This is a genomic window from Emticicia soli (assembly GCF_037860775.1).
Classification (GTDB): Bacteria; Bacteroidota; Bacteroidia; order Cytophagales; family Spirosomataceae; genus Emticicia; species Emticicia soli.
On record NZ_JBBEWC010000011.1, the window covers coordinates 164,142 to 182,594 of the forward strand.

An 18,453-nucleotide genomic window follows, 5' to 3' on the forward strand; every position below is an offset into this window, starting at 1 on the left:
ATCTATCATTTCTGATAGATTTTATTCATAATATCACGGGCTACGTTTGGCTTATAATGGTATATTTCGTAGTAATTAGTTTTATCGTTTGTGTACTCATTCTGCCCCGAGAAATCGTAGATATGCTCTTTGCCAAAGAATTTCTCAAGCACTTTCATATCCTCAGCATTAAAATACTTTTGGTCATAGGTTGGGCCGAGTACAATCTTATAATTGGTTTTGTTTCTGTCTAGCACCTGCTGTATCCTTTCAATATATTGTACCTGATATGGTTGTATAACCTTGCCTACCAATTGCTTTTCAGGGCTGCGTTCATAGAAAAAGTTTGGCTGATTGTAATATTTAACCGAATCTGCTTTTATTTCGTCGATATAACTCGTAAAAATAAAGTCGTTTACAACCGGTGTATAATTGATTTTACGAAACTCAAGAAAGGTTTTCATATAATTACGAAATTTCTTGAATATCATGTAATCATAAAAAGCGGCAAAGAAGCCTTGCGAAAAATAAGAATTCAGAAAAATAGTCTGGTATTTCAACCAAGGCAACTGGCTAACTCTATAATCCTGAATAAAAACACAACCTAGGGTATCTTGCTCATACTCAAAAATACTTCTATCCCACACCAATAGCACATTATCTAATTTGTTACCCTGTTTTTCGATAAACTCTAGTTTGGTAGCTATTCCATAAACTGTTTCGCACGAAGCATCAAAATGATACGGGGTTTTATCATTAATATGTTCTGCCCAATCTTTTGTATAAAAAACACTTGAGCGAGAACTGCCAAATATGAAAGACCTGTAATCTTGCTTTGTATTATTGTTCAAAAAAACCTGCGTGCTTATTCTATCACGGTTAAGGCTTTTTGCATAATTATCAGGGTAAGCCTCATAAGCATGAAGAATGTGGAAAGGGTCGAATACAAAATAGCCAATTCCTAACAGAATGACAGGAATTAAAAAAATGAGTATCTTTTTGAAAAACTTTAAAAACATTGACACAAAAATTTACAACCAACAATTAATCTATTATTACTTTTTTAACTATTTTTCTGTTATCAGGACCTATGCCTTCCAACAAATATATTCCCGGAGTCAATTTAGATGTTGAAATAGTGGCATTCTGAGAATTAACCTGTATACGCTGAATAATATTGCCCTGGCTACTCGATAATATAAGCTCACTAACCGGACTTGTCAAATTAACTTTCAGGTCAATTCCTTGTTGAATCGGATTCGGATAAATTGCCATTTCATTATCTTGCCCCAAAAACACCGAAGAAGGCTCAGCGGATACAAATACTTCAATGATATTGCTAAAAATTTCATCATCAATATTCAACCTATAATAATATCTTACCCCTTTTTTAACTTTTAAGTCCAGATAAGTACCATAGCTTACATCGGCTATTCTTACAAAATTTTCAGGTGAGCCTACTGCTTTTTCAATTGTGTAGGTAACATTATTTTGAGCTACCCATTCGAGTGTGATTCTCCTTAAAATACCTGCACTCCATTTGCCTGCAAGAACAGGCTTTGGTGTATTCACGTGTAAGCTAATAGCAAAATTCTTAAATGTAAAGGCTCTTAAGCCACGGGAGTTTTTGATATATGGAATACCAGTAAGCGGTTCGTTGTTAAGTGTAAAATTATCAGGGCCATAGCTTACCTGACGAGCATTGGTTGGTTCTGATAATTTCAGAACTATTTTATTGCCTTCTCCTCTCCCGCTTACTACTTTTCCTGCCACGCCGTCAAGGAAAATATAATCTTTTAAGAATACCTGTCCACCACCATTTTTATCGACTCCGGTAGATGGATATTGCATTTTCTGATTCTTGTCAAATTCTAGAACAAGTTCGTCTCTATTATCGTTAAAATATGCCTTTTTAATATTTGGTGTATGCACCTCCAGCGTATCAGTGCTTTTCATAAAATCTTTGGCTATAAGCCTCGATAATTCTTGCCCGTTCTGAATGTACCCGTCGTAAGTATAGTGTAGGCCATCAAATCCAGTAGTACCTATGGTGCTGAATCCCTCACAATCGGCATATATTTCATGAATTTTCCGTTGAAAATCTCTTAAATCGCCTGCCTTGTTGTTATCTGTCCAATAAATGTTATTCTGGAATACATATATTTTTTTGACAGAGGGGAAATCTTCATAAATCTGCTTTCTTAATTTATCAAACTTAGCCGGATACACCGCTGCCCGATTAGCCTCAAAGGCTTCGCTTTCTCCTTGTCGCCAGATAAATATTCTTGCCGTTTTGCTTAAGCCTACCTTATTGGCTTTTTTCACTAGCTTACCATAATAATACTGAATATCTTCGTGGTTGCTCTCGTTTCGAATAGTCAACTCATCAATACTTTTATTACCGACCGAACCATTTACAATGCCAATAGGCATTTTGTATTTGTCTATCAATTGTCTTTGTATTTCCAGACCAACCATGCCAACAAAAAAGTTGTTCCATTTCATGGTCGGAAACCATGAGTAATCGTTGGTTTCAAAGTTGGCAAATACGGTGCGGCCAAACTTAAATTCGTCTTTGAACTTTGCTAATTCAGTTGGGTCATTGGCTTCACCGTTCGACTGCCCGTAAATCACAATATTATCACCACATAAAACCTGCGAAGCATCTTTTACCAAAACAGAGTCTTGCCCGCGGTGTGCATAGAAATAAAACTCATATTCTATAAGCCCGGCAGAAATAAAAGTTTGAAACGAAAAAGGTGCATAAGGAAATTCTCCAGGTTGAAACGTGAGTTTTTGTTTCTTCCAATAAAAAGCCTTTTTATCTTTTTTTGCAATTATCGAAACATCGGTATAGTCTTGAGTATAAAACTTACCTTTAATATTTACAGTCCCTCTGTTAAGGTCGTCGCGTTGGTATAGCTGTGCAGTAATCGGAAACTCATCGTAAATAACTGCTTGTGCAAAAGACGCACTAGAGAAAATATTTAACATAAGCCCCAAAATGAAAAAAGTTTGTCCAATTACTTTTGATCGGACAAACCTTAATCTTTGTATACTAGATACTATTTTATTCATTAAATATTGTTGGCAATTAATAATTAGCGAATATACAACAATTCGCGGTATTTTACAAGTGGCCAGTCTTCGTCGTCAATCAATAGTTCCAGCTTATCAACCGGGTATCTGATTTCCTCAAAGAAGTTCTTGATATCATTGCCATACAATTTTGCTCTTTGCTCAAGGTCTTCAACAACATTGGCTTGTTTACGGGCTTCTGTCATTTCTTCTACTTTTTTCGAGATTTCAGAAACACGAGCAGAGATTTCTTTAATGATATTTATAATTGGTTCAGCTTCTTGATGCAACTCCATTTCTTTCAACGATTTAGCAGTTTGCACCAGTTTAGTCTGATATTTAATAGCCGTAGAAACCACGTGGTTCATAGCAAGATCGCCGATAAGACGTGATTCTATCTGAATTTTCTTGATGTAGTTTTCAAGTTCAATTTCATAGCGCGCATGAATCTCTCTTTCGGTTAAAACACCCATTTTCTCGAAAATCTCGATAAATTCTGGCCTTAAGTAAGCCTTAAGTGCCTCAGGAGCACTTGCAACGTTAGATAATCCTCTTTGAGCCGCTTCTTGTTTCCACTCTTCAGAGTACCCGTTTCCTTCAAATAAAATCTTCTTCGATTCCTTAATGTATTGCTTCAAGATTTTTACAATCACCTCTTCTTTCTTTCCTTCGTGCTCGTTCATTTCTGCATCGTATGCTTCTCTGAACTTCACCAACTGGTTAGCTACAATGGTATTAATTACCATCATCGGTTGCGCCGAGTTAGCCGAGCTACCTACTGCGCGATACTCAAATTTGTTTCCGGTAAAGGCGAATGGTGAGGTACGATTTCTGTCGGTGTTATCTAACAAAATAGATGGAATACGGTTCAAACCTAGTTTGATGTAAGCATTCTCCCCTTTTTCGATAGAAACTATCTCTTTGTTTTCAATATCTTCAAGTACCTTAATCATCTGAGTACCCAAGAAGATAGAAACAATAGCCGGAGGGGCTTCATTTGCGCCTAGGCGGTGCTCATTGCCTGAGGTTGCAATACTGGCTCTTAGTAAGTCTGCATTGTCATGCACAGCCTTGATTACGTTTACCAGGAAGGTAACAAAACGAAGACTTTCTTTTGGTTTTGTACTAGGCCCAAGTAAGTTTACACCTGTATCGGTACTCATCGACCAGTTGTTGTGCTTACCACTTCCGTTGATACCTGCAAATGGTTTTTCATGGAAAAGCACCTCGAAATTATGTTTTTTAGATACTCTCCGCATTACGTCCATCAACAAAATGTTGTGGTCGCAAGCCAGGTTTACTTCTTCAAATGTTGGCGCAGCTTCAAATTGTGCAGGTGCTACCTCGTTATGGCGTGTACGAACCGGAATACCTAGTTTTAAACACTCAAATTCAAAATCAACCATAAAAGCATTTACCCTTGGTGCAATGCTACCAAAATAGTGGTCTTCCAGTTGTTGACCTTTGGCCGGAGCGTGCCCAAAAACGGTTCTTCCTGCCATCATAAGGTCAGGGCGAGCGTTAAATAAGGCTTTATCGACCAAGAAATACTCTTGTTCAGCGCCTAGGGTTGCTGAAACTTTCTCAACATGACGGTCGAAAATAATAGCCACTTCGGTGGCGGCTTTGTCTAAAGCACTTAATGATTTTAGTAGTGGTGATTTAGAATCGAGTAGCTCGCCTGTATACGAAACAAAGATTGAAGGCACACAGAGTGTTCCGGTTCCTGCTTCGTTATAAATAATAAACGCCGGCGATGTTGGGTCCCAGGCGGTATAACCACGTGCTTCGAAAGTTGCTCTGATACCACCATTCGGAAACGACGATGCATCTGGCTCTTGCTGAACCAGTGAGCTGCCTTTAAATTTCTCTAATGCTTTACCATCAAAATTAATATCAAAAAAGGCATCATGTTTTTCTGCCGAGCCACCCGTTAATGGCTGAAACCAGTGTGTATAGTGCGTTGCTCCTTTCGATACCGCCCATGACTTCATGGCCGAGGCTACCTCATCAGCAATTTCACGGTCTATTCTTTCACCACTTTTTATGGCAGTTGTTACTTTTGTATACGCTTCCGGCGAAAGCATGGCACGCATCACATCATCGTTAAAAATATTCGCACCATAGTACTCTGTTACTTTGCCTACAGGTATATCTACTTTAATCGTTTGGCGGCCTTGCGCTTCATCAACCGCCTTAAATCTTAATCTTGCCATTTTTTATTAGTAGTTTTGTTGGGATGTCCTATATTTGGGGTTAAAAATAGATAAAGAACATTGATAAAAAAAACATTTATGATTTTTGATATGCAATAATACTCATGTTTAATGACAGCGAATGAATTCGCTGGCTAATATAACAAAGGCGGCCGCCGCTGCGGTATTTTTTTACATAAGCGGACTTAAGTCCGCATTAGTTACTAAAATTGTTCCTTTGTTTCTTTAGTCACCGAATTCATTCGGTGAAAATAACTATTTTTGCGCTCTAAATTAAACGACTTTACTCAAATTCGCGAGTATAACCTGAACTGAAAATTATTTTTTACTGAACCGATTCAATGAAAGAACGCTTACAATTTTTACTGATTTACTATGGCTTTTGGGTAATTTTTTTTCTGGTTGCACGAGTAATATTTTTAGGCTACCATATTGAAGATACGAAGTTATTAACGCTACAGACTATATGGGGGATTTTCTGGAATGGAATCAGAATGGATTTTTCGATGGCTGCCTACCTTTCGGTGATTCCGTTTTTTTTGGTTTCATTCTCTAACTTCATCAAGAAAAGCCGGCTCGAAAACTGGATTTTCAGCTATACCTTCCTGATGGTACTGATTACCATTCTGGTAGTTGTTGTAGACCTTCAAGTATTCAATACATGGGGTTATCATCTTGATGCTACTCCCCTACGCTACCTCAAAACGCCTCGTGAAGCTTGGGCTTCTGTAAGTTCGTCTCCACTACTGCAATTGTTTATCAGTTTTCTGATACTATTAGTAGTAGCGTCTTTGATTGTATATAGAATCATTACCAAAAATATTGATAACTGGAACTATATAGATAATATACCTTTTATTCCGGTATCGATATTGATTACACTTTCTTTGATTATTCCGATAAGAGGCAGCCTTGGCATTTCACCGATGAACCAAAGCACTGTGTATTTTTCAACAAATAACTTTGCCAATATTGCGGCGGTTAACCCGACATGGAACTTCTTTAGTTCGCTTGTAAATGGTTCTTACGACAAAGTGAATCCTTATACCTATTTGCCCAAAGAAGAATTGAGCAATAATATAAAAGAACTCTATGAGACATCGAACACCACGACGAAGGTACTGAAAAGTACTATTAAAAAGCCTAATGTACTGGTTATCATCTGGGAGAGTTTCACAAAAAAAGCCACAGAACAAAATATTAACGGCATTGAGGTAACGCCAAGATTTAACGCGCTGAAAAAAGAAGGAATTTATTTTCCGAATATGTACGCAAGCGGAGACAGAACAGACAAGGGCATTCCGGCTATTCTGAGTGGGTACCCAGCACAACCTACTGCTTCTATTATTACAGAACCTAATAAGTCGGCTAAATTGCCTGTATTAAGCAAAGATTTTGAAATTAACGGTTATTCAACCGACTTTTATTATGGTGGCGAAGTAGAATTTGCCAATATAAAGTCTTACTTGTATTCGTCTGATTTTCAGAAGATTGTAAGTAAGCAAGATTTTGATTCAAAACATTGGAACTCAAAATGGGGTGCGCACGATGATATTGTTTTCAAGAAATTTCTGAATGACCATGCAAACATGAATCAACCGTTTTTCTCAACGATTCTTACCCTGAGCAGCCATGAACCGTTTGAAATTCCAATGGAGAATACCTTTGCAGGAGACGATGAGCAAACCAAGTTTATGAATGCCATGTATTATGCCGACCAGTCGTTGGGGAGTTTTATTGATTCGGCTAAACATCAGTCGTGGTGGGATAATACGCTGATTATTATTGTTGCCGACCACGGCCACCGAATACCCGAAACAGGCAAAAAGGTGGATGATTTTAAGATTCCTATGCTATGGCTTGGTGGTGCGTTAGAAAAGCCGGGCATGGAAGTTCCTCAGATTGTTTCACAAATTGATATTTCGGCTACGCTGCTGCATCAGGTTGGTTTAAATGCTTATGCCTACAACTGGAGCAAGAATATTTTTGACCCTAAAACAAAACATTGGGCTTTCTTTTCGTTTAATAATGGATTTGGCTTTATTCAACCTAAAAAAGAAATGGTTTTTGACAATATCGGCAAAAAGATGATTCAAGTAAACGGAACCCCGGCTCCGCACGATATTGAGTTGGGTAAAGCTCTTATGCAAAGAATGTTTCAGGATTACCTAGATAAATAACCATGAGTAAAATTGATATACCGAGCCATACTATTTTCGTTTGTGATGGTAGTAAATGTGGCAAATACAGCAAAAACATCAGAAAGATATTTAAAGATAAAATCAAAGAAAATAACCTAAAAGGTGATGTAATTCTGATAAAAATGGATTGCTCTGATAATTGCGAACACGCTCCGGTGGTAACTTTTCAGCCCGAAAATTATTGGCATGGAGAAGTAACGGAAAAAAAAGCCGAGAAGTTTTTTGATAAATATATTCTTGAGGAGTAAGTAAAATTTCAAATAACAGAAAAGTGCAAATTTTGTAGAGACGTATTGCTATACGTCTACTGTCGTAGAATCTGTTTTTCCCCAGAAACTGAGACATAATCTCTAAATTTTGCTCATGTTTCGTTCAAAAAGCTAGAGAGACCCTTTAGCCGTATTGCAATACGGCTCTACGGAAAATACAAATATCCTAAAAATATCAAACAAAAAAGCACGAGCTTTAGCCCGTGCTTCTATTATTTTAAGCCAGTTTTTCTTATTCTGCACTACCGATTTTACCGATTTCTTTGTCGATAACAAATAAGCCTGTACCGTCTTTACCGATAACATCGAACAATTCGATAGCACGACGAGCATTTGCTTCTTCTTCTACTTGCTCGTTCACAAACCATTGTAAGAAGTTTTCGGTTGCGTAATCTTCTGCATTGCGAGACTTTGTAACCAATCTGTTAATCGCATGGGTTACGTTGATTTCACTTTGAAGAGCATCTTCAAAAATCTCTTGAAAAGTTCCCCACTCAACTTTTGGCATACCAACCTCTGGGCTGATAGCCGTACCACCCGCCGAAGCTATATAATGGAAGATTTTAAGCATGTGAGTACGCTCTTCGTCTGATTGTTTATATAGGTATTCTGCGCTTTTGATATAGCCGTTGCGTTCACACCAAGAAGCCATTGATAAATACTTGGCCGAAGCCTCAGCTTCCATTTTTATTTGTGCGTTTAAAGCGTTCTCTATTTCTTCTTTTAGTGATGTACGAAGTCTTACTAAATCTTTCATATTTATAATATTGTTTTTTCAATTGATGTAACAATATTACAACAGAACTCTGAAAATTGTTCAGAATACTGCACTTTTAGCTAAAATTTAGAGATATTCTAAATATAATTAATGGCTATATTACCTCGTATTCGCCCAGAACCTCATTTAATACAGAGTTAACATATAAGGCAAATTTTGCACCTGATAATAACTCTCTTAAATGGAGAAGGTCGCAAAGATGTAACGTAAAGGTTTGATTTGAGTTAGGAGCCTGAATAATGTCGAAGTCGGCCTCGTCAGATAAGTCGTAGAGTTTGTCAATAATATTTATACCATCAATGAGTCTTTTGAAATTAATGAAGTTGTGCACTTTGAATGCTGTTGTAAGGCCACCAAATTCTAAAAAGATTCTGTTCGTAAGGTTACATTGATGTGCTGAACCCTTGCTTGTTCTGAATAATTCTACTTTTGCTGATTCAATTACGTGTTGGCACTCCATTTCTGCTTGACTCAATTTTTAAGGCGTAAATTATACTACAAAAGTAAACGCTGTTTAGAATAAATCCAAATTTAATTAGATATTATTTGGAACGACTCTAAATAATATAAATCAGAGCAGAGCAATCTTTTTTCGCGAGCCATTATATCATAATATTAAGAGAGGCATATTTAAATTCGTACTAACTCGTATGATTAATTTCAAAAGGTATCAAAATTTAATAACTAAACTGACACCTAAGCTGATACCTATATTTAGTTTTGGGTATGAGTTTTAATAACGTATTATGAAGGCAATTTTTAAGTAAATCTACCTATTTGGACCTATTTACTATTAGTTATTGGTTCTTAGAAAAATTAAATCAAATAAAAATACAATTTTGAAGATTATTAGTGCAATTTTCTTAGATTTGTGAAAGAATTTTAATTTTTTTAGGCAAACTAGGTTTCAAAAAGCTACCGTTTAAGTATTTTTTTAGTTTTTTGTTTCGAAATACCATTATAGATTATTTACAAATAAGGCATCTATCTTAATATTTCTATAATTAATTGTACTTTATAAAGAAAATAAAATTTTTGACTAAAATAATTGCTCTTTAAAGAATCTTGTATTGTTTTTTGCCTTTATATTTGTATCATATTCTTTGATCAATAACCGAAACATCTTAAAAAATTACAACAATGGCAGTAGCTAAATTAGAGTACATTTGGCTTGATGGTTACAAACCAACTCAAAGCCTTCGCAGCAAAACCAAAATAGAAAAAAATTTCAGTGGTAAATTGGAAGATTGTGATATGTGGTCGTTTGATGGTTCATCTACAGAACAAGCACCAGGTGGCTCATCTGACTGCTTATTGAAACCTGTATTTATCTGTCCAGACCCAGCTCGTTTAGGAACAGGTTATTTAGTAATGTGTGAAGTATTGAATGCAGATGGTACTCCTCATGAGTCTAACGGTCGTGCTACTATTGAAGATGATGATAATGATTTCTGGTTTGGTTTTGAGCAAGAGTATTTCTTGTGGAACCCTGAGACAAACAAACCTCTTGGCTTCCCGGTAAATGGTTACCCTGCTCCACAAGGACAATACTATTGTTCGGTAGGTGCTAACAATGCATTTGGTCGTGAAATTATTGAAGAACACCTAGAGTTATGTTTACAAGCTGGCTTAAACGTTGAAGGTATCAATGCTGAGGTTGCAGCTGGTCAATGGGAATTCCAGGTATTTGCAAAAGGTGCAAAACAAGCAGGTGATGAAACTTGGATTGCCCGTTATATGTTAGAGAGATTAGGTGAAAAATATAATGTTGCTATCAACTGGCATTGTAAACCACTTGGTGCAACAGACTGGAATGGTTCTGGTATGCATGCTAACTTCTCAAACACTGTGTTGAGAACTGCAGGCAAAAAAGAAACTTATGATATTATTTGTCAAGCGTTCGCTCCATTCGTGAAAGAACACATTGCAGTTTATGGTGCAGATAACCACTTACGTTTAACTGGTAAACACGAAACTCAATCAATTGACAAATTCTCTTACGGTGTTTCTGACCGTGGTGCATCAATCCGTATTCCGATTGCTGCGGTTCAGAAAGGATGGAAAGGCTGGTTGGAAGACCGTCGTCCAAACTCAGCGGCAGACCCATACAAAGTGGCTGCTCGCATCATCAAAACCGTTAAGACAGCAGAGGTTTAAGATTTTTTCGAATAATATTTTGTTTACAAAGCCTCATGACATTGTTATGAGGTTTTTGTTTTTTTATTCTTCTACATTTCTCACAAACAAATAAACTATATTTCCATTACGCTCCAGTTCCTCATTTTCTTTGCTTAATCCTACTTTTTCCAACACCCGCATCGATGCCGGATTTCGGCTGTCTACAAAACCTATTAGTTTCTGAGGTTTCAAGGCTTTTAGTGCATAGTCCACCATTGCCTCGGCCATTTCTGTGGCATAACCTTTGCCCCAATGCTCTTCAAAAAGGCTGTAACCAATTTCAATTATACCGGGTGCATCTTCTACAAACTTTATGAGCCCTATAGTTTTGTTTGTAATGTTGTCAAGCACAAAATAATTTCCAAAGATAGGGTCGTCGGTATATCTTAAATATCGGTCAATAGCTTCTTCGGTCGTAAGGGCGTGCCCTGTTATGTATTTCATAACATTATAAGTAAAGCGTGCCTCATCAAACTTGTGTATAGATGTCTCTTTAACTTTAAGGTAATTAAGTCTTGAACTTTTTATCATAAAAAAGCATTGGTTTTGTATGTAAATATATCTATTTATCGCATTGATTCAGGTACAAAGGCAGCAAATCTATTAATTTTCGCTAAATTTGCATCTTGAAATTTGTTTCTATGAAAAAAGTAGCTTTTTATACATTAGGTTGTAAACTTAATTATTCGGAAACCTCAACTATCGGGCGTATGTTCGAAGAACGTGGATATAAGAAAGTTGAATTTAATCAGCAACCTGATATATTCATTATAAATACCTGCTCTGTAACCGAAAACGCAGACAAAAAATGTAAAAAGATTGTAAAGGAAGCCAACAAGATTAATCCTGATGGCTATGTAGCTATTATTGGCTGCTATGCACAATTGAAACCGAAAGAGATTTCGGAGATTGAAGGCGTAGATGCAGTTTTGGGGGCAGCCGAAAAATTCAGATTGATTGATTTAATAGGCGATTTTGTGAAAGAGCCCAAAGCACCCGAGGCTAAGGTTTATAATTCAAAAATCGAAGAAGCCATTGATTATCATACCTCTTATTCTTTAAATGACCGCACACGCACATTTCTGAAAGTACAAGACGGTTGCGACTATCCTTGCGCTTATTGTACAATACCGCTGGCAAGAGGTAAAAGCCGCTCCGATACCATTCAGAACGTGGTACGTGCGGCCTACGAGATTGCAGAAAGAGGCGTAAAAGAAATAGTGTTGACGGGCGTAAATATTGGCGATTTTGGTCTTCAAAACGATGAACGCAAGGAGACTTTTTTTCAATTGGTACAGGCTTTAGACAAAGTAGAGGGCATTGATAGATTCAGAATATCGAGCATTGAACCAAACTTATTGACCGACGAGATTATTGAATTTGTAGCCAATTCAAAACGCTTTGTACCTCATTTTCATATTCCGTTACAATCAGGTTCTAACAAAGTTCTGGGCTTGATGCGTAGAAGATACAAAAGAGAATTGTATGTTGACCGTGTAAACAAAATAAAAGAGTTAATGCCTGATTGTTGTATTGGCGTTGATGTAATTGTTGGCCATCCGGGAGAAACAGACGAGGAGTTTCTGACTACTTATGAGTTTCTGAATAGTCTTGATATTAGCTACTTACACGTGTTTACTTACTCTGAGCGACCAAATACTACTGCGATTGGCATTAAACCAGTTGTACCAGCTAATAAAAGAGCTGAACGCTCAAAGATGTTGCATATCTTATCAGATAAAAAACGTCGCTTTTTCTATGAACAGCAATTAGGTAAAAACTTTACAGTGTTGTTTGAAGAAGATGTTGAAAACGGACTAATGCAAGGCTTTACTGAAAACTATGTTCGTGTAATTGCAAAGTATGACCCACTACTTATCAACGAAACCAAAAAAGTTAATCTGATTTCGATTAACGATGAAATGTTGGTAGAAGTTGATGAAGTATATGAAGAGTTGGTTCACGCCTAAAGATAAATCATATGAGTATTAATGAAAATCGTAGCCTCAGAAAGAAGCTACGATTTTTGTTTTATCTAAGGATTAAACTGGCATGATTTTACCGAAGTTGCTTGAATATCGTTGGCAACTGTTAAACCCCAACCTGCTCTATCGGCATACATTCCCGATGAGCCTGTCATTGTCAGGCGTGAGTAGCCGGCACCTCGGGCATCATCGGGGCAAAGAGAACCATTGCCTGCATATTGCTGGCTTCCACCCCACTCCCACGCCAAATAACCAATACCAAACTGATTGCAAACCTGCATAATAGCCACATAATCGTTGGGTGTTGATGATAACAAACAATCCTGTGCCACAGAAAACTCGCCTATAACCAGACAAATCCCTGCCGCTAAGGCATTATTGTAAGCATTTGTCAGGCGAGTAGTATAATTATCGTTGTTCCAATATAAATGTGCCGAGAAAATCAGGTTATGGTCGGGGTCGTTGGCCAATAATGTTGGCGCAGCACTTACCAAGGCTTCAATATTCTGCCCACAGTCAGTAGCATCAATTGTTATGGGGCATTTCAAGCCTGCGTTTCTTAGTGCTGTAATTGAGGGCGTGTAAGCATCAATCATCTTCTGTACAACTGTTGGCGTATTGCCTTGCCAATCGCTTCCAACTTCGTTGGCAATATTCAGAATCAGGTAATTTTCATATTTTTTCAGCACTGCCAATACATTTGTTGAAAGCCAATAATTAGTCGCAATCTGAATATTAGCAGGTGTTAGGTTGGCACACGTCAAATCATGAAACTCAACCATTACAATCATTTTATTGGCCACCAAGTGTTTAATAAGGGTGTCGAGCACCTTATAATCCCGGCTATATTGTGTATTAGCACTCCAAGGAAGCCTAACCGTATTTGTACCTGCTTTTTTAATTTCAGGTATGCGGTTTAGTGTATTCATACGGTTATTGACATCATATTGCCAGTACCCACCAAAGTTTACGCCTCGCATCACAAAATCGGTTCCGCATTTATTCTTAATCTTGGTACCTTGTACTTTTAGATACGGCACGCTGTTAGTATTCTCGCAAGCCCCAGTTTTGGCTGTAAAAACAGCCCCTGCATTGGTCTGAAAACCAGGGTTTAAGGTAACCGATTTACCTGCCTGCAAGGTTACTTTCGCATCGCTGGCTATTGAAGTACGGATGTACGCAGGGTCGGTAACGGGTACAATGTTTTCAATTATTTTTACCGTATTAGATGCACTAAGCGTGATTATTCCCGATATAGTATTTGCAGAGTAATCATTACCTGAAACAATTAAATCTTCAACACATGGGCTGCCAATAATGAATTTTACAGTAGCAGGCTTGCTGAAAGTTAAATCATCGGTCAGGTGATAAACCAAACTATCAATACCCACAAAACCATTATTTGGTGTATAGGTGAATACACCTGTTGGTCGGCCCATACTCATTTGCCAAACAATTGTGCCGTGTGATACACCCGAAACCTCATACGGAAAAGGCAGAGAACTTTCAGTATCATTGGTTTTTACATCTCCTGTTACAGCCGTGTTGACATTTGTAGTGAAAGTATCATCTGCTGCAAACTGCCTTAACAAAACAACATATTTGGTGGTAGCACATAGATTTGTAGTAGTGCAACTAGCCTCTGCATAAAATATGTTGTAATCGCCACTATTATCGGCCGTAAGCGTAATTGAACTACTTGTTGCCGTTGATGAACCAAACGACCAAGCAATAGTTCCCGAACACCCGCTGGCACTCAATGTTACTGACTGTCCGGCATGAATATATATATAATCATTCCCGAAAGTACCCTCTATTGGTAAAGTTGAAGAAAGTGTAAAATCAGGGAGTGGGGTAACATTAATAGTTATATGATTTGATGGATTTGAAGAGTTTGGAGTAATGGTACATACAGCCGTATATGTTGTGGTTGTAGCCGGATACACATAAATAGAAGTTCCAGTTTGTCCTGAACTCCAGTTAATTGTTCCTGTTGAGCAACCTGTGGCGGTTAATCTCGCATAGCTTCCTTCACAAATACTTGTTTGGTCGGCGGCAATAAGCGGCGGATTTATTCCACCTCCATTATTGACTGTTACAGTTACACTTGTGCCCATCGACTGGCAATTAATACCAAAAGTACAATTGGCGGTGTAAGTTGTAGTTGCAAGTGGAGAAACCGATATAGCTGAGGTAGTTGCTCCGGTATTCCATTTTACGCCATAGTTGCTACCACAACTAGCTGTTAAAGTTGTTGATTGCCCTGAATTAATTGTGATGCTTGTGGGTGAAACCGTTGGTGCCGGATTGCTATATAAAGAAAGCTCATAATCTTTTACAAAATTCCAGATAGCCAATGAGCCATCAATGCCACCTGTCTGGGCTGCTGTAGGCCATGTATGCCCCATGCCTCTGATAATCATCATCGAAACTTCTTTGTTTGTACCGCCACCTGGGCAAAAAGTCAATTTATCGACTGTTGTATTACCACTAGCAAAGTATGCTCCGCTATAATTACCGGGAGCATTACTACAACCTTTATTTGAAAGCGGAAACATAGGCCATATCCAACCATTATTGTTGCTTGGCGGTGTAGACGGATAAGGATTGGGCAGGTTTGTACTACTAAATTGTGTTCCACTAGTTACATCGGCCGTACCATGAATGTGCATAATAGGCACTTTAGGGGTGTTTACATCATTCACAATACTTTGCCAGACTCCCGTACCAGAATAGTCCTGGGGAAACCCAGATACGGGCGCAAAAGCAGCAAAAGAATTAAATAATTTCGCCGATGCAAAATAGGTCATGTTAGCTCCGCTTGATATACCCGTTGCGTAAACTCTGTTTCTGTTGATACCATAGTTTGTATGCAAATACTTAATAATGGCTAGCATAAAAGTAGAATCCACCTGCCCGTTAAGATAAGCAGGTTGGTCAATCCTATAGCTGAAATAACTTCTTCCGGTAAGCTTATCAGGATACACCACTATAAAGTTATTGGCATCAGCTAAAGTACTGAAACCTGTGGTTGTTTCTATTCCTGTAGATGTTCCTCCATCGCCACTGAATACAAACAAGACAGGTAAATTACAATCAGGATTAACTACCGGCAAATGAAACCTAAATGTTCGGTCGTCGGTACGAGTACCTCCGCTAGTTGTTGGCGTTACAACAGAAATTGTAACATTCTGGCTGATACCTCCGCTACCACTATTCACGGTTACAATTGCGTTAGTTCCGCTGCTTTGGCAAGTACCACCTCTTACACAATAGGCAGTATAAGTTGCGTTGGCACTTAGTGCCGGAGTTGTAAAACTTGCCGTGGTAGCTACTTGCGTAGCACCTTGTTTCCAGATGTAGGTCTGGTCGGCAGCGCAATTACTTGCTATTAAGGTAGCTGTTTGGCCTGAGTTAATGCTTGTTCCGCTAGCCGTTGGATTGCCTGGCGTTGGCAATAACTGACAAGGGATAATAGCAGGTTGCCCATTGCCCGGAAAAACCTGTGCAAAAGTGGTTGCACTAAATGCGGGTGTAGCATTAGTTGGTGTAAACACATACTGAAACGTATTACCACCACTTACTTGATTATTTACGTATATTTTCTTTGAATAAAGGTTATCATAAACCATTCCACCCAATTGATGACCACTTGCCGACACCTCCCAGGTATTTGCATCAATAGCACCCGTCAGGCTTTTGGCTGTATAATTAGCCGCATTTATTTCTGAAAGAATGGTTGTAACAGACGCACTATTAATACGCACTACATAATTATTGTTGTTATTCGAAATCCAGATGTTTCCTGATTCATCCCTTACAATTCCCTCTGGTGCTTGCAGGTAATTATTTGATACTGAAACAGGCTTTATGAAAGATGCTGGAGTAGCTGTTGTGGCGTAAGAAGTATTACTTGGGAAATCGGCTAAACGGCAAACAGCTACAGTATGAAGACTATAACTGGTAGCCCATAGAGTATTCGAAGTGGCATCAATCATCAAGCCTCCTAAAACATAGCTTCCATCGCTAAAAAACCTTAATGTTACACTATTGGCGGCACTATACGCGCCAGCATTTGGCATAAACTTGGTAATTGTACCATTCATATTGGCAGCGTAAACATTACCATTTGCATCGGCTACCACCTGAAATGTTTGCTGGTTATTAGCCAAAATAACTGGAGCATCCGCCGAAAAAGTACCTGTGGCAAAACTTACGTTTTTATACCACATGATGCCGTTGCCGCTGGCTGAGTTATCATCATAAGCCACAAACATATTGCTACCATAGAAACAAACACCATTGGCACCGTGGCCAACTGTGAGGGTTTGGCTTACCCCATTCAGGTAAAACTTAATGTTTCCGGTAGCAGGATTAAACGAGTTTGTTATGCTCGAGTAACTCGGCACTGCAATATTAGTTTGCGCATTTATTTTCTGAAAGAATAGCAGCAACAAGAGTAGCAACAGAGGTTTTCTCATTTTAGTAGTATGTTGAATGGGTTAAAATGCTCGTTTATAAAAGAATAGAATCCGTGTCTTCTTCGTCTTGATATTGAAACCTCCTGCTGATTCTGCATGATAACCTTTCCGGTTTGTGCTTCATAATTATTGATATAGCTGAGATTTACCATGTGGGCACGGTCTAGTCTGTAAAAAGTATTTGTGAGCAGAAAACGTTGTTCCAGAATTTTCAATGTGGTAGCAACCATTAGCATTCGGCCATTATACAGATACAACTCTGTATAATTCTGATTTGCCTTGAGCAGAACCACTTTCTCTGGTTCGATGCTCATTCTTCCTCCTATCTGAATCTTTTGTATTTTCATGGTCTATTTATAATTGTGGGTATATAAATTTTATTTCAGCCTACTTACCTGCCTGATAAATGGCGTAAAGCAAGGCTTTTGATATACGTTTTGCTTCTTTTTCGCAGATATGCCCTTGCCCTTCTGGTGCGTCAATGCCTTGCTCCTTACTTGGGCACGATGCCGTTGAGCGGTATTCGTCGCAAATCCGCCATACACTCCCAAGTTTACATCTTCCGTTATCTGATTCTAATTCCTGAAGTTCAAAAATTACATCTTTGTCTTTAAAGGTGGTTTTCATCCAATCAGCCATTTTCATTTTGGCAGCATTTCCATCGTCTTTAGTAGCGATATAGATTAATGGCGGCGTAATATGAATGAATCTTAAACCTGATACCTTGGCTCTTAACTCATCAATCATTAACTTATAGGCCGTTTGTACTTCTTGAAGGTTTGTATCGTTAATGTCGGCATAGCCAAATTTAAAAATAGCTATCTTCAAAATAGTCTGATGAATGAGAGCCAACTCCTTAAATTCATTCATCTTTCCCATCGGGTTTCCGTTCGAAACACTGAATACATTTCCGCTTAAGCCTTTATCTGGTTTTTCGTTAAGGTCGAAATACTCAAACTTAAATCCGTTTGCATTAGCTCCATCTTCTAAATCGCCACCAACCGACTGGTGCATAAATATTGTATTCCATGCTTTTATCTTGTTTTTTTCATCTGTAGCTAGTTTGTCCCATGCCTCAATGCCAGCAATACCAATTATTCCTGCTTGGCCGTTTCCCAAATTTCCATTTCCCGTTGGCGGGCTATCATCTTCATCGTCTTTAGGGTCAGTAGTTTCTTTTTGGCAGCCCCAGATAATGAGCAGCGTAAAAAATGCAGAACAGAATAAAGTGTTAAGGGTTTTCATGGCAAAATATTTAGTTTGGCTACTTTGCTATGAAATAAATTGA

At 38.2% G+C, this 18,453-nt stretch carries 13 protein-coding genes; 4 read left to right on the forward strand and 9 right to left on the reverse strand.

Features of this window, described 5'->3' with window-relative positions; translation table 11 throughout:
• Positions 1 to 5: 5 nt before the first annotated feature.
• The 3 genes from WAE64_RS18425 to WAE64_RS18435 form a co-directional block, all read right to left on the reverse strand.
• On the reverse strand, positions 6 to 998 hold the full coding sequence (locus WAE64_RS18425; RefSeq protein WP_340239082.1) for a hypothetical protein: 993 nt from the start codon (positions 996 to 998) through the stop codon (positions 6 to 8).
• A 25-nt stretch (positions 999 to 1,023) separates the two neighbouring features.
• Positions 1,024 to 2,973 (reverse strand): sialate O-acetylesterase, encoded by a 1,950-nt coding sequence (locus tag WAE64_RS18430; protein ID WP_340239083.1) that lies wholly within the window; start codon positions 2,971 to 2,973, stop codon positions 1,024 to 1,026.
• 107 nt (positions 2,974 to 3,080) lie between these two features.
• Positions 3,081 to 5,273 (reverse strand): glutamine synthetase III family protein, encoded by a 2,193-nt coding sequence (locus WAE64_RS18435; protein ID WP_340239084.1) that lies wholly within the window; start codon positions 5,271 to 5,273, stop codon positions 3,081 to 3,083.
• 341 nt (positions 5,274 to 5,614) lie between these two features.
• Here WAE64_RS18435 and WAE64_RS18440 point away from each other — a divergent pair, with 341 nt between their 5' ends.
• Both WAE64_RS18440 and WAE64_RS18445 read left to right on the forward strand, forming a co-directional pair.
• A complete protein-coding gene (locus WAE64_RS18440; protein ID WP_340239085.1) occupies positions 5,615 to 7,453 on the forward strand; it encodes an LTA synthase family protein in 1,839 nt (612 codons plus the stop codon).
• Between the two features lie 2 nt (positions 7,454 to 7,455).
• A complete protein-coding gene (locus tag WAE64_RS18445) occupies positions 7,456 to 7,722 on the forward strand; it encodes a (2Fe-2S) ferredoxin domain-containing protein (RefSeq protein WP_340239086.1) in 267 nt (88 codons plus the stop codon).
• A gap of 253 nt (positions 7,723 to 7,975) precedes the next feature.
• On the opposite strand, the gene WAE64_RS18450 is transcribed toward WAE64_RS18445, so the two are convergent.
• On the reverse strand, positions 7,976 to 8,500 hold the full coding sequence (locus WAE64_RS18450) for a ferritin (protein ID WP_340239087.1): 525 nt from the start codon (positions 8,498 to 8,500) through the stop codon (positions 7,976 to 7,978).
• A gap of 115 nt (positions 8,501 to 8,615) precedes the next feature.
• Positions 8,616 to 8,996 carry a hypothetical protein gene (locus tag WAE64_RS18455; protein WP_340239088.1) on the reverse strand — a complete coding sequence of 127 codons (381 nt, stop codon included), beginning with the start codon at positions 8,994 to 8,996 and terminating at the stop codon, positions 8,616 to 8,618.
• Positions 8,997 to 9,661: 665 nt separating this feature from the next.
• Between WAE64_RS18455 and WAE64_RS18460 the strand changes: the two genes are divergently transcribed.
• Positions 9,662 to 10,678 (forward strand): glutamine synthetase beta-grasp domain-containing protein, encoded by a 1,017-nt coding sequence (locus tag WAE64_RS18460; protein ID WP_340239089.1) that lies wholly within the window; start codon positions 9,662 to 9,664, stop codon positions 10,676 to 10,678.
• A gap of 63 nt (positions 10,679 to 10,741) precedes the next feature.
• Here WAE64_RS18460 and WAE64_RS18465 read toward each other — a convergent pair whose 3' ends face one another.
• A complete protein-coding gene (locus WAE64_RS18465; RefSeq protein ID WP_340239090.1) occupies positions 10,742 to 11,230 on the reverse strand; it encodes a GNAT family N-acetyltransferase in 489 nt (162 codons plus the stop codon).
• A 110-nt stretch (positions 11,231 to 11,340) separates the two neighbouring features.
• Here WAE64_RS18465 and mtaB point away from each other — a divergent pair, with 110 nt between their 5' ends.
• Positions 11,341 to 12,669, forward strand: a complete 1,329-nt coding sequence (gene mtaB / locus WAE64_RS18470; RefSeq protein WP_340239091.1) for a tRNA (N(6)-L-threonylcarbamoyladenosine(37)-C(2))-methylthiotransferase MtaB — start codon at positions 11,341 to 11,343, stop codon at positions 12,667 to 12,669.
• A 65-nt stretch (positions 12,670 to 12,734) separates the two neighbouring features.
• Here the strand turns inward: mtaB and WAE64_RS18475 are convergent, their stop codons facing one another.
• The 3 genes from WAE64_RS18475 to WAE64_RS18485 are packed head-to-tail and all read right to left on the reverse strand — an operon-like array spanning position 12,735 to position 18,410.
• On the reverse strand, positions 12,735 to 17,165 hold the full coding sequence (locus tag WAE64_RS18475; protein WP_340239092.1) for a cellulase family glycosylhydrolase: 4,431 nt from the start codon (positions 17,163 to 17,165) through the stop codon (positions 12,735 to 12,737).
• The gene (locus WAE64_RS18480; RefSeq protein WP_340239093.1) at positions 17,162 to 17,512 is read right to left on the reverse strand and encodes a LytTR family transcriptional regulator DNA-binding domain-containing protein; all 351 of its coding nucleotides are present in this window, start codon (positions 17,510 to 17,512) and stop codon (positions 17,162 to 17,164) included. Before WAE64_RS18480 ends, WAE64_RS18475 begins: the two co-directional genes overlap by 4 nt.
• 40 nt (positions 17,513 to 17,552) lie before the next feature.
• Complete coding sequence (locus WAE64_RS18485) at positions 17,553 to 18,410, reverse strand: hypothetical protein (RefSeq protein WP_340239094.1); 858 nt, start codon at positions 18,408 to 18,410, stop codon at positions 17,553 to 17,555.
• Between the last annotated feature and the right edge of the window lie 43 nt (positions 18,411 to 18,453).

Bases quoted from the DNA above. Each gene is read 5' to 3' on its own strand.
- WAE64_RS18485 (WP_340239094.1), bottom strand. From the start codon at position 18,410: ATGAAAACCCTTAACACTTTATTCTGTTCTGCATTTTTTACGCTGCTC.
- WAE64_RS18465 (WP_340239090.1), bottom strand. From the start codon at position 11,230: ATGATAAAAAGTTCAAGACTTAATTACCTTAAAGTTAAAGAGACATCT.
- WAE64_RS18460 (WP_340239089.1), top strand. From the start codon at position 9,662: ATGGCAGTAGCTAAATTAGAGTACATTTGGCTTGATGGTTACAAACCA.
- WAE64_RS18435 (WP_340239084.1), bottom strand. From the start codon at position 5,273: ATGGCAAGATTAAGATTTAAGGCGGTTGATGAAGCGCAAGGCCGCCAA.
- WAE64_RS18445 (WP_340239086.1), top strand. From the start codon at position 7,456: ATGAGTAAAATTGATATACCGAGCCATACTATTTTCGTTTGTGATGGT.
- WAE64_RS18450 (WP_340239087.1), bottom strand. From the start codon at position 8,500: ATGAAAGATTTAGTAAGACTTCGTACATCACTAAAAGAAGAAATAGAG.
- WAE64_RS18480 (WP_340239093.1), bottom strand. From the start codon at position 17,512: ATGAAAATACAAAAGATTCAGATAGGAGGAAGAATGAGCATCGAACCA.
- mtaB (WP_340239091.1), top strand. From the start codon at position 11,341: ATGAAAAAAGTAGCTTTTTATACATTAGGTTGTAAACTTAATTATTCG.
- WAE64_RS18425 (WP_340239082.1), bottom strand. From the start codon at position 998: ATGTTTTTAAAGTTTTTCAAAAAGATACTCATTTTTTTAATTCCTGTC.
- WAE64_RS18430 (WP_340239083.1), bottom strand. From the start codon at position 2,973: ATGTTAAATATTTTCTCTAGTGCGTCTTTTGCACAAGCAGTTATTTAC.
- WAE64_RS18440 (WP_340239085.1), top strand. From the start codon at position 5,615: ATGAAAGAACGCTTACAATTTTTACTGATTTACTATGGCTTTTGGGTA.
- WAE64_RS18475 (WP_340239092.1), bottom strand. From the start codon at position 17,165: ATGAGAAAACCTCTGTTGCTACTCTTGTTGCTGCTATTCTTTCAGAAA.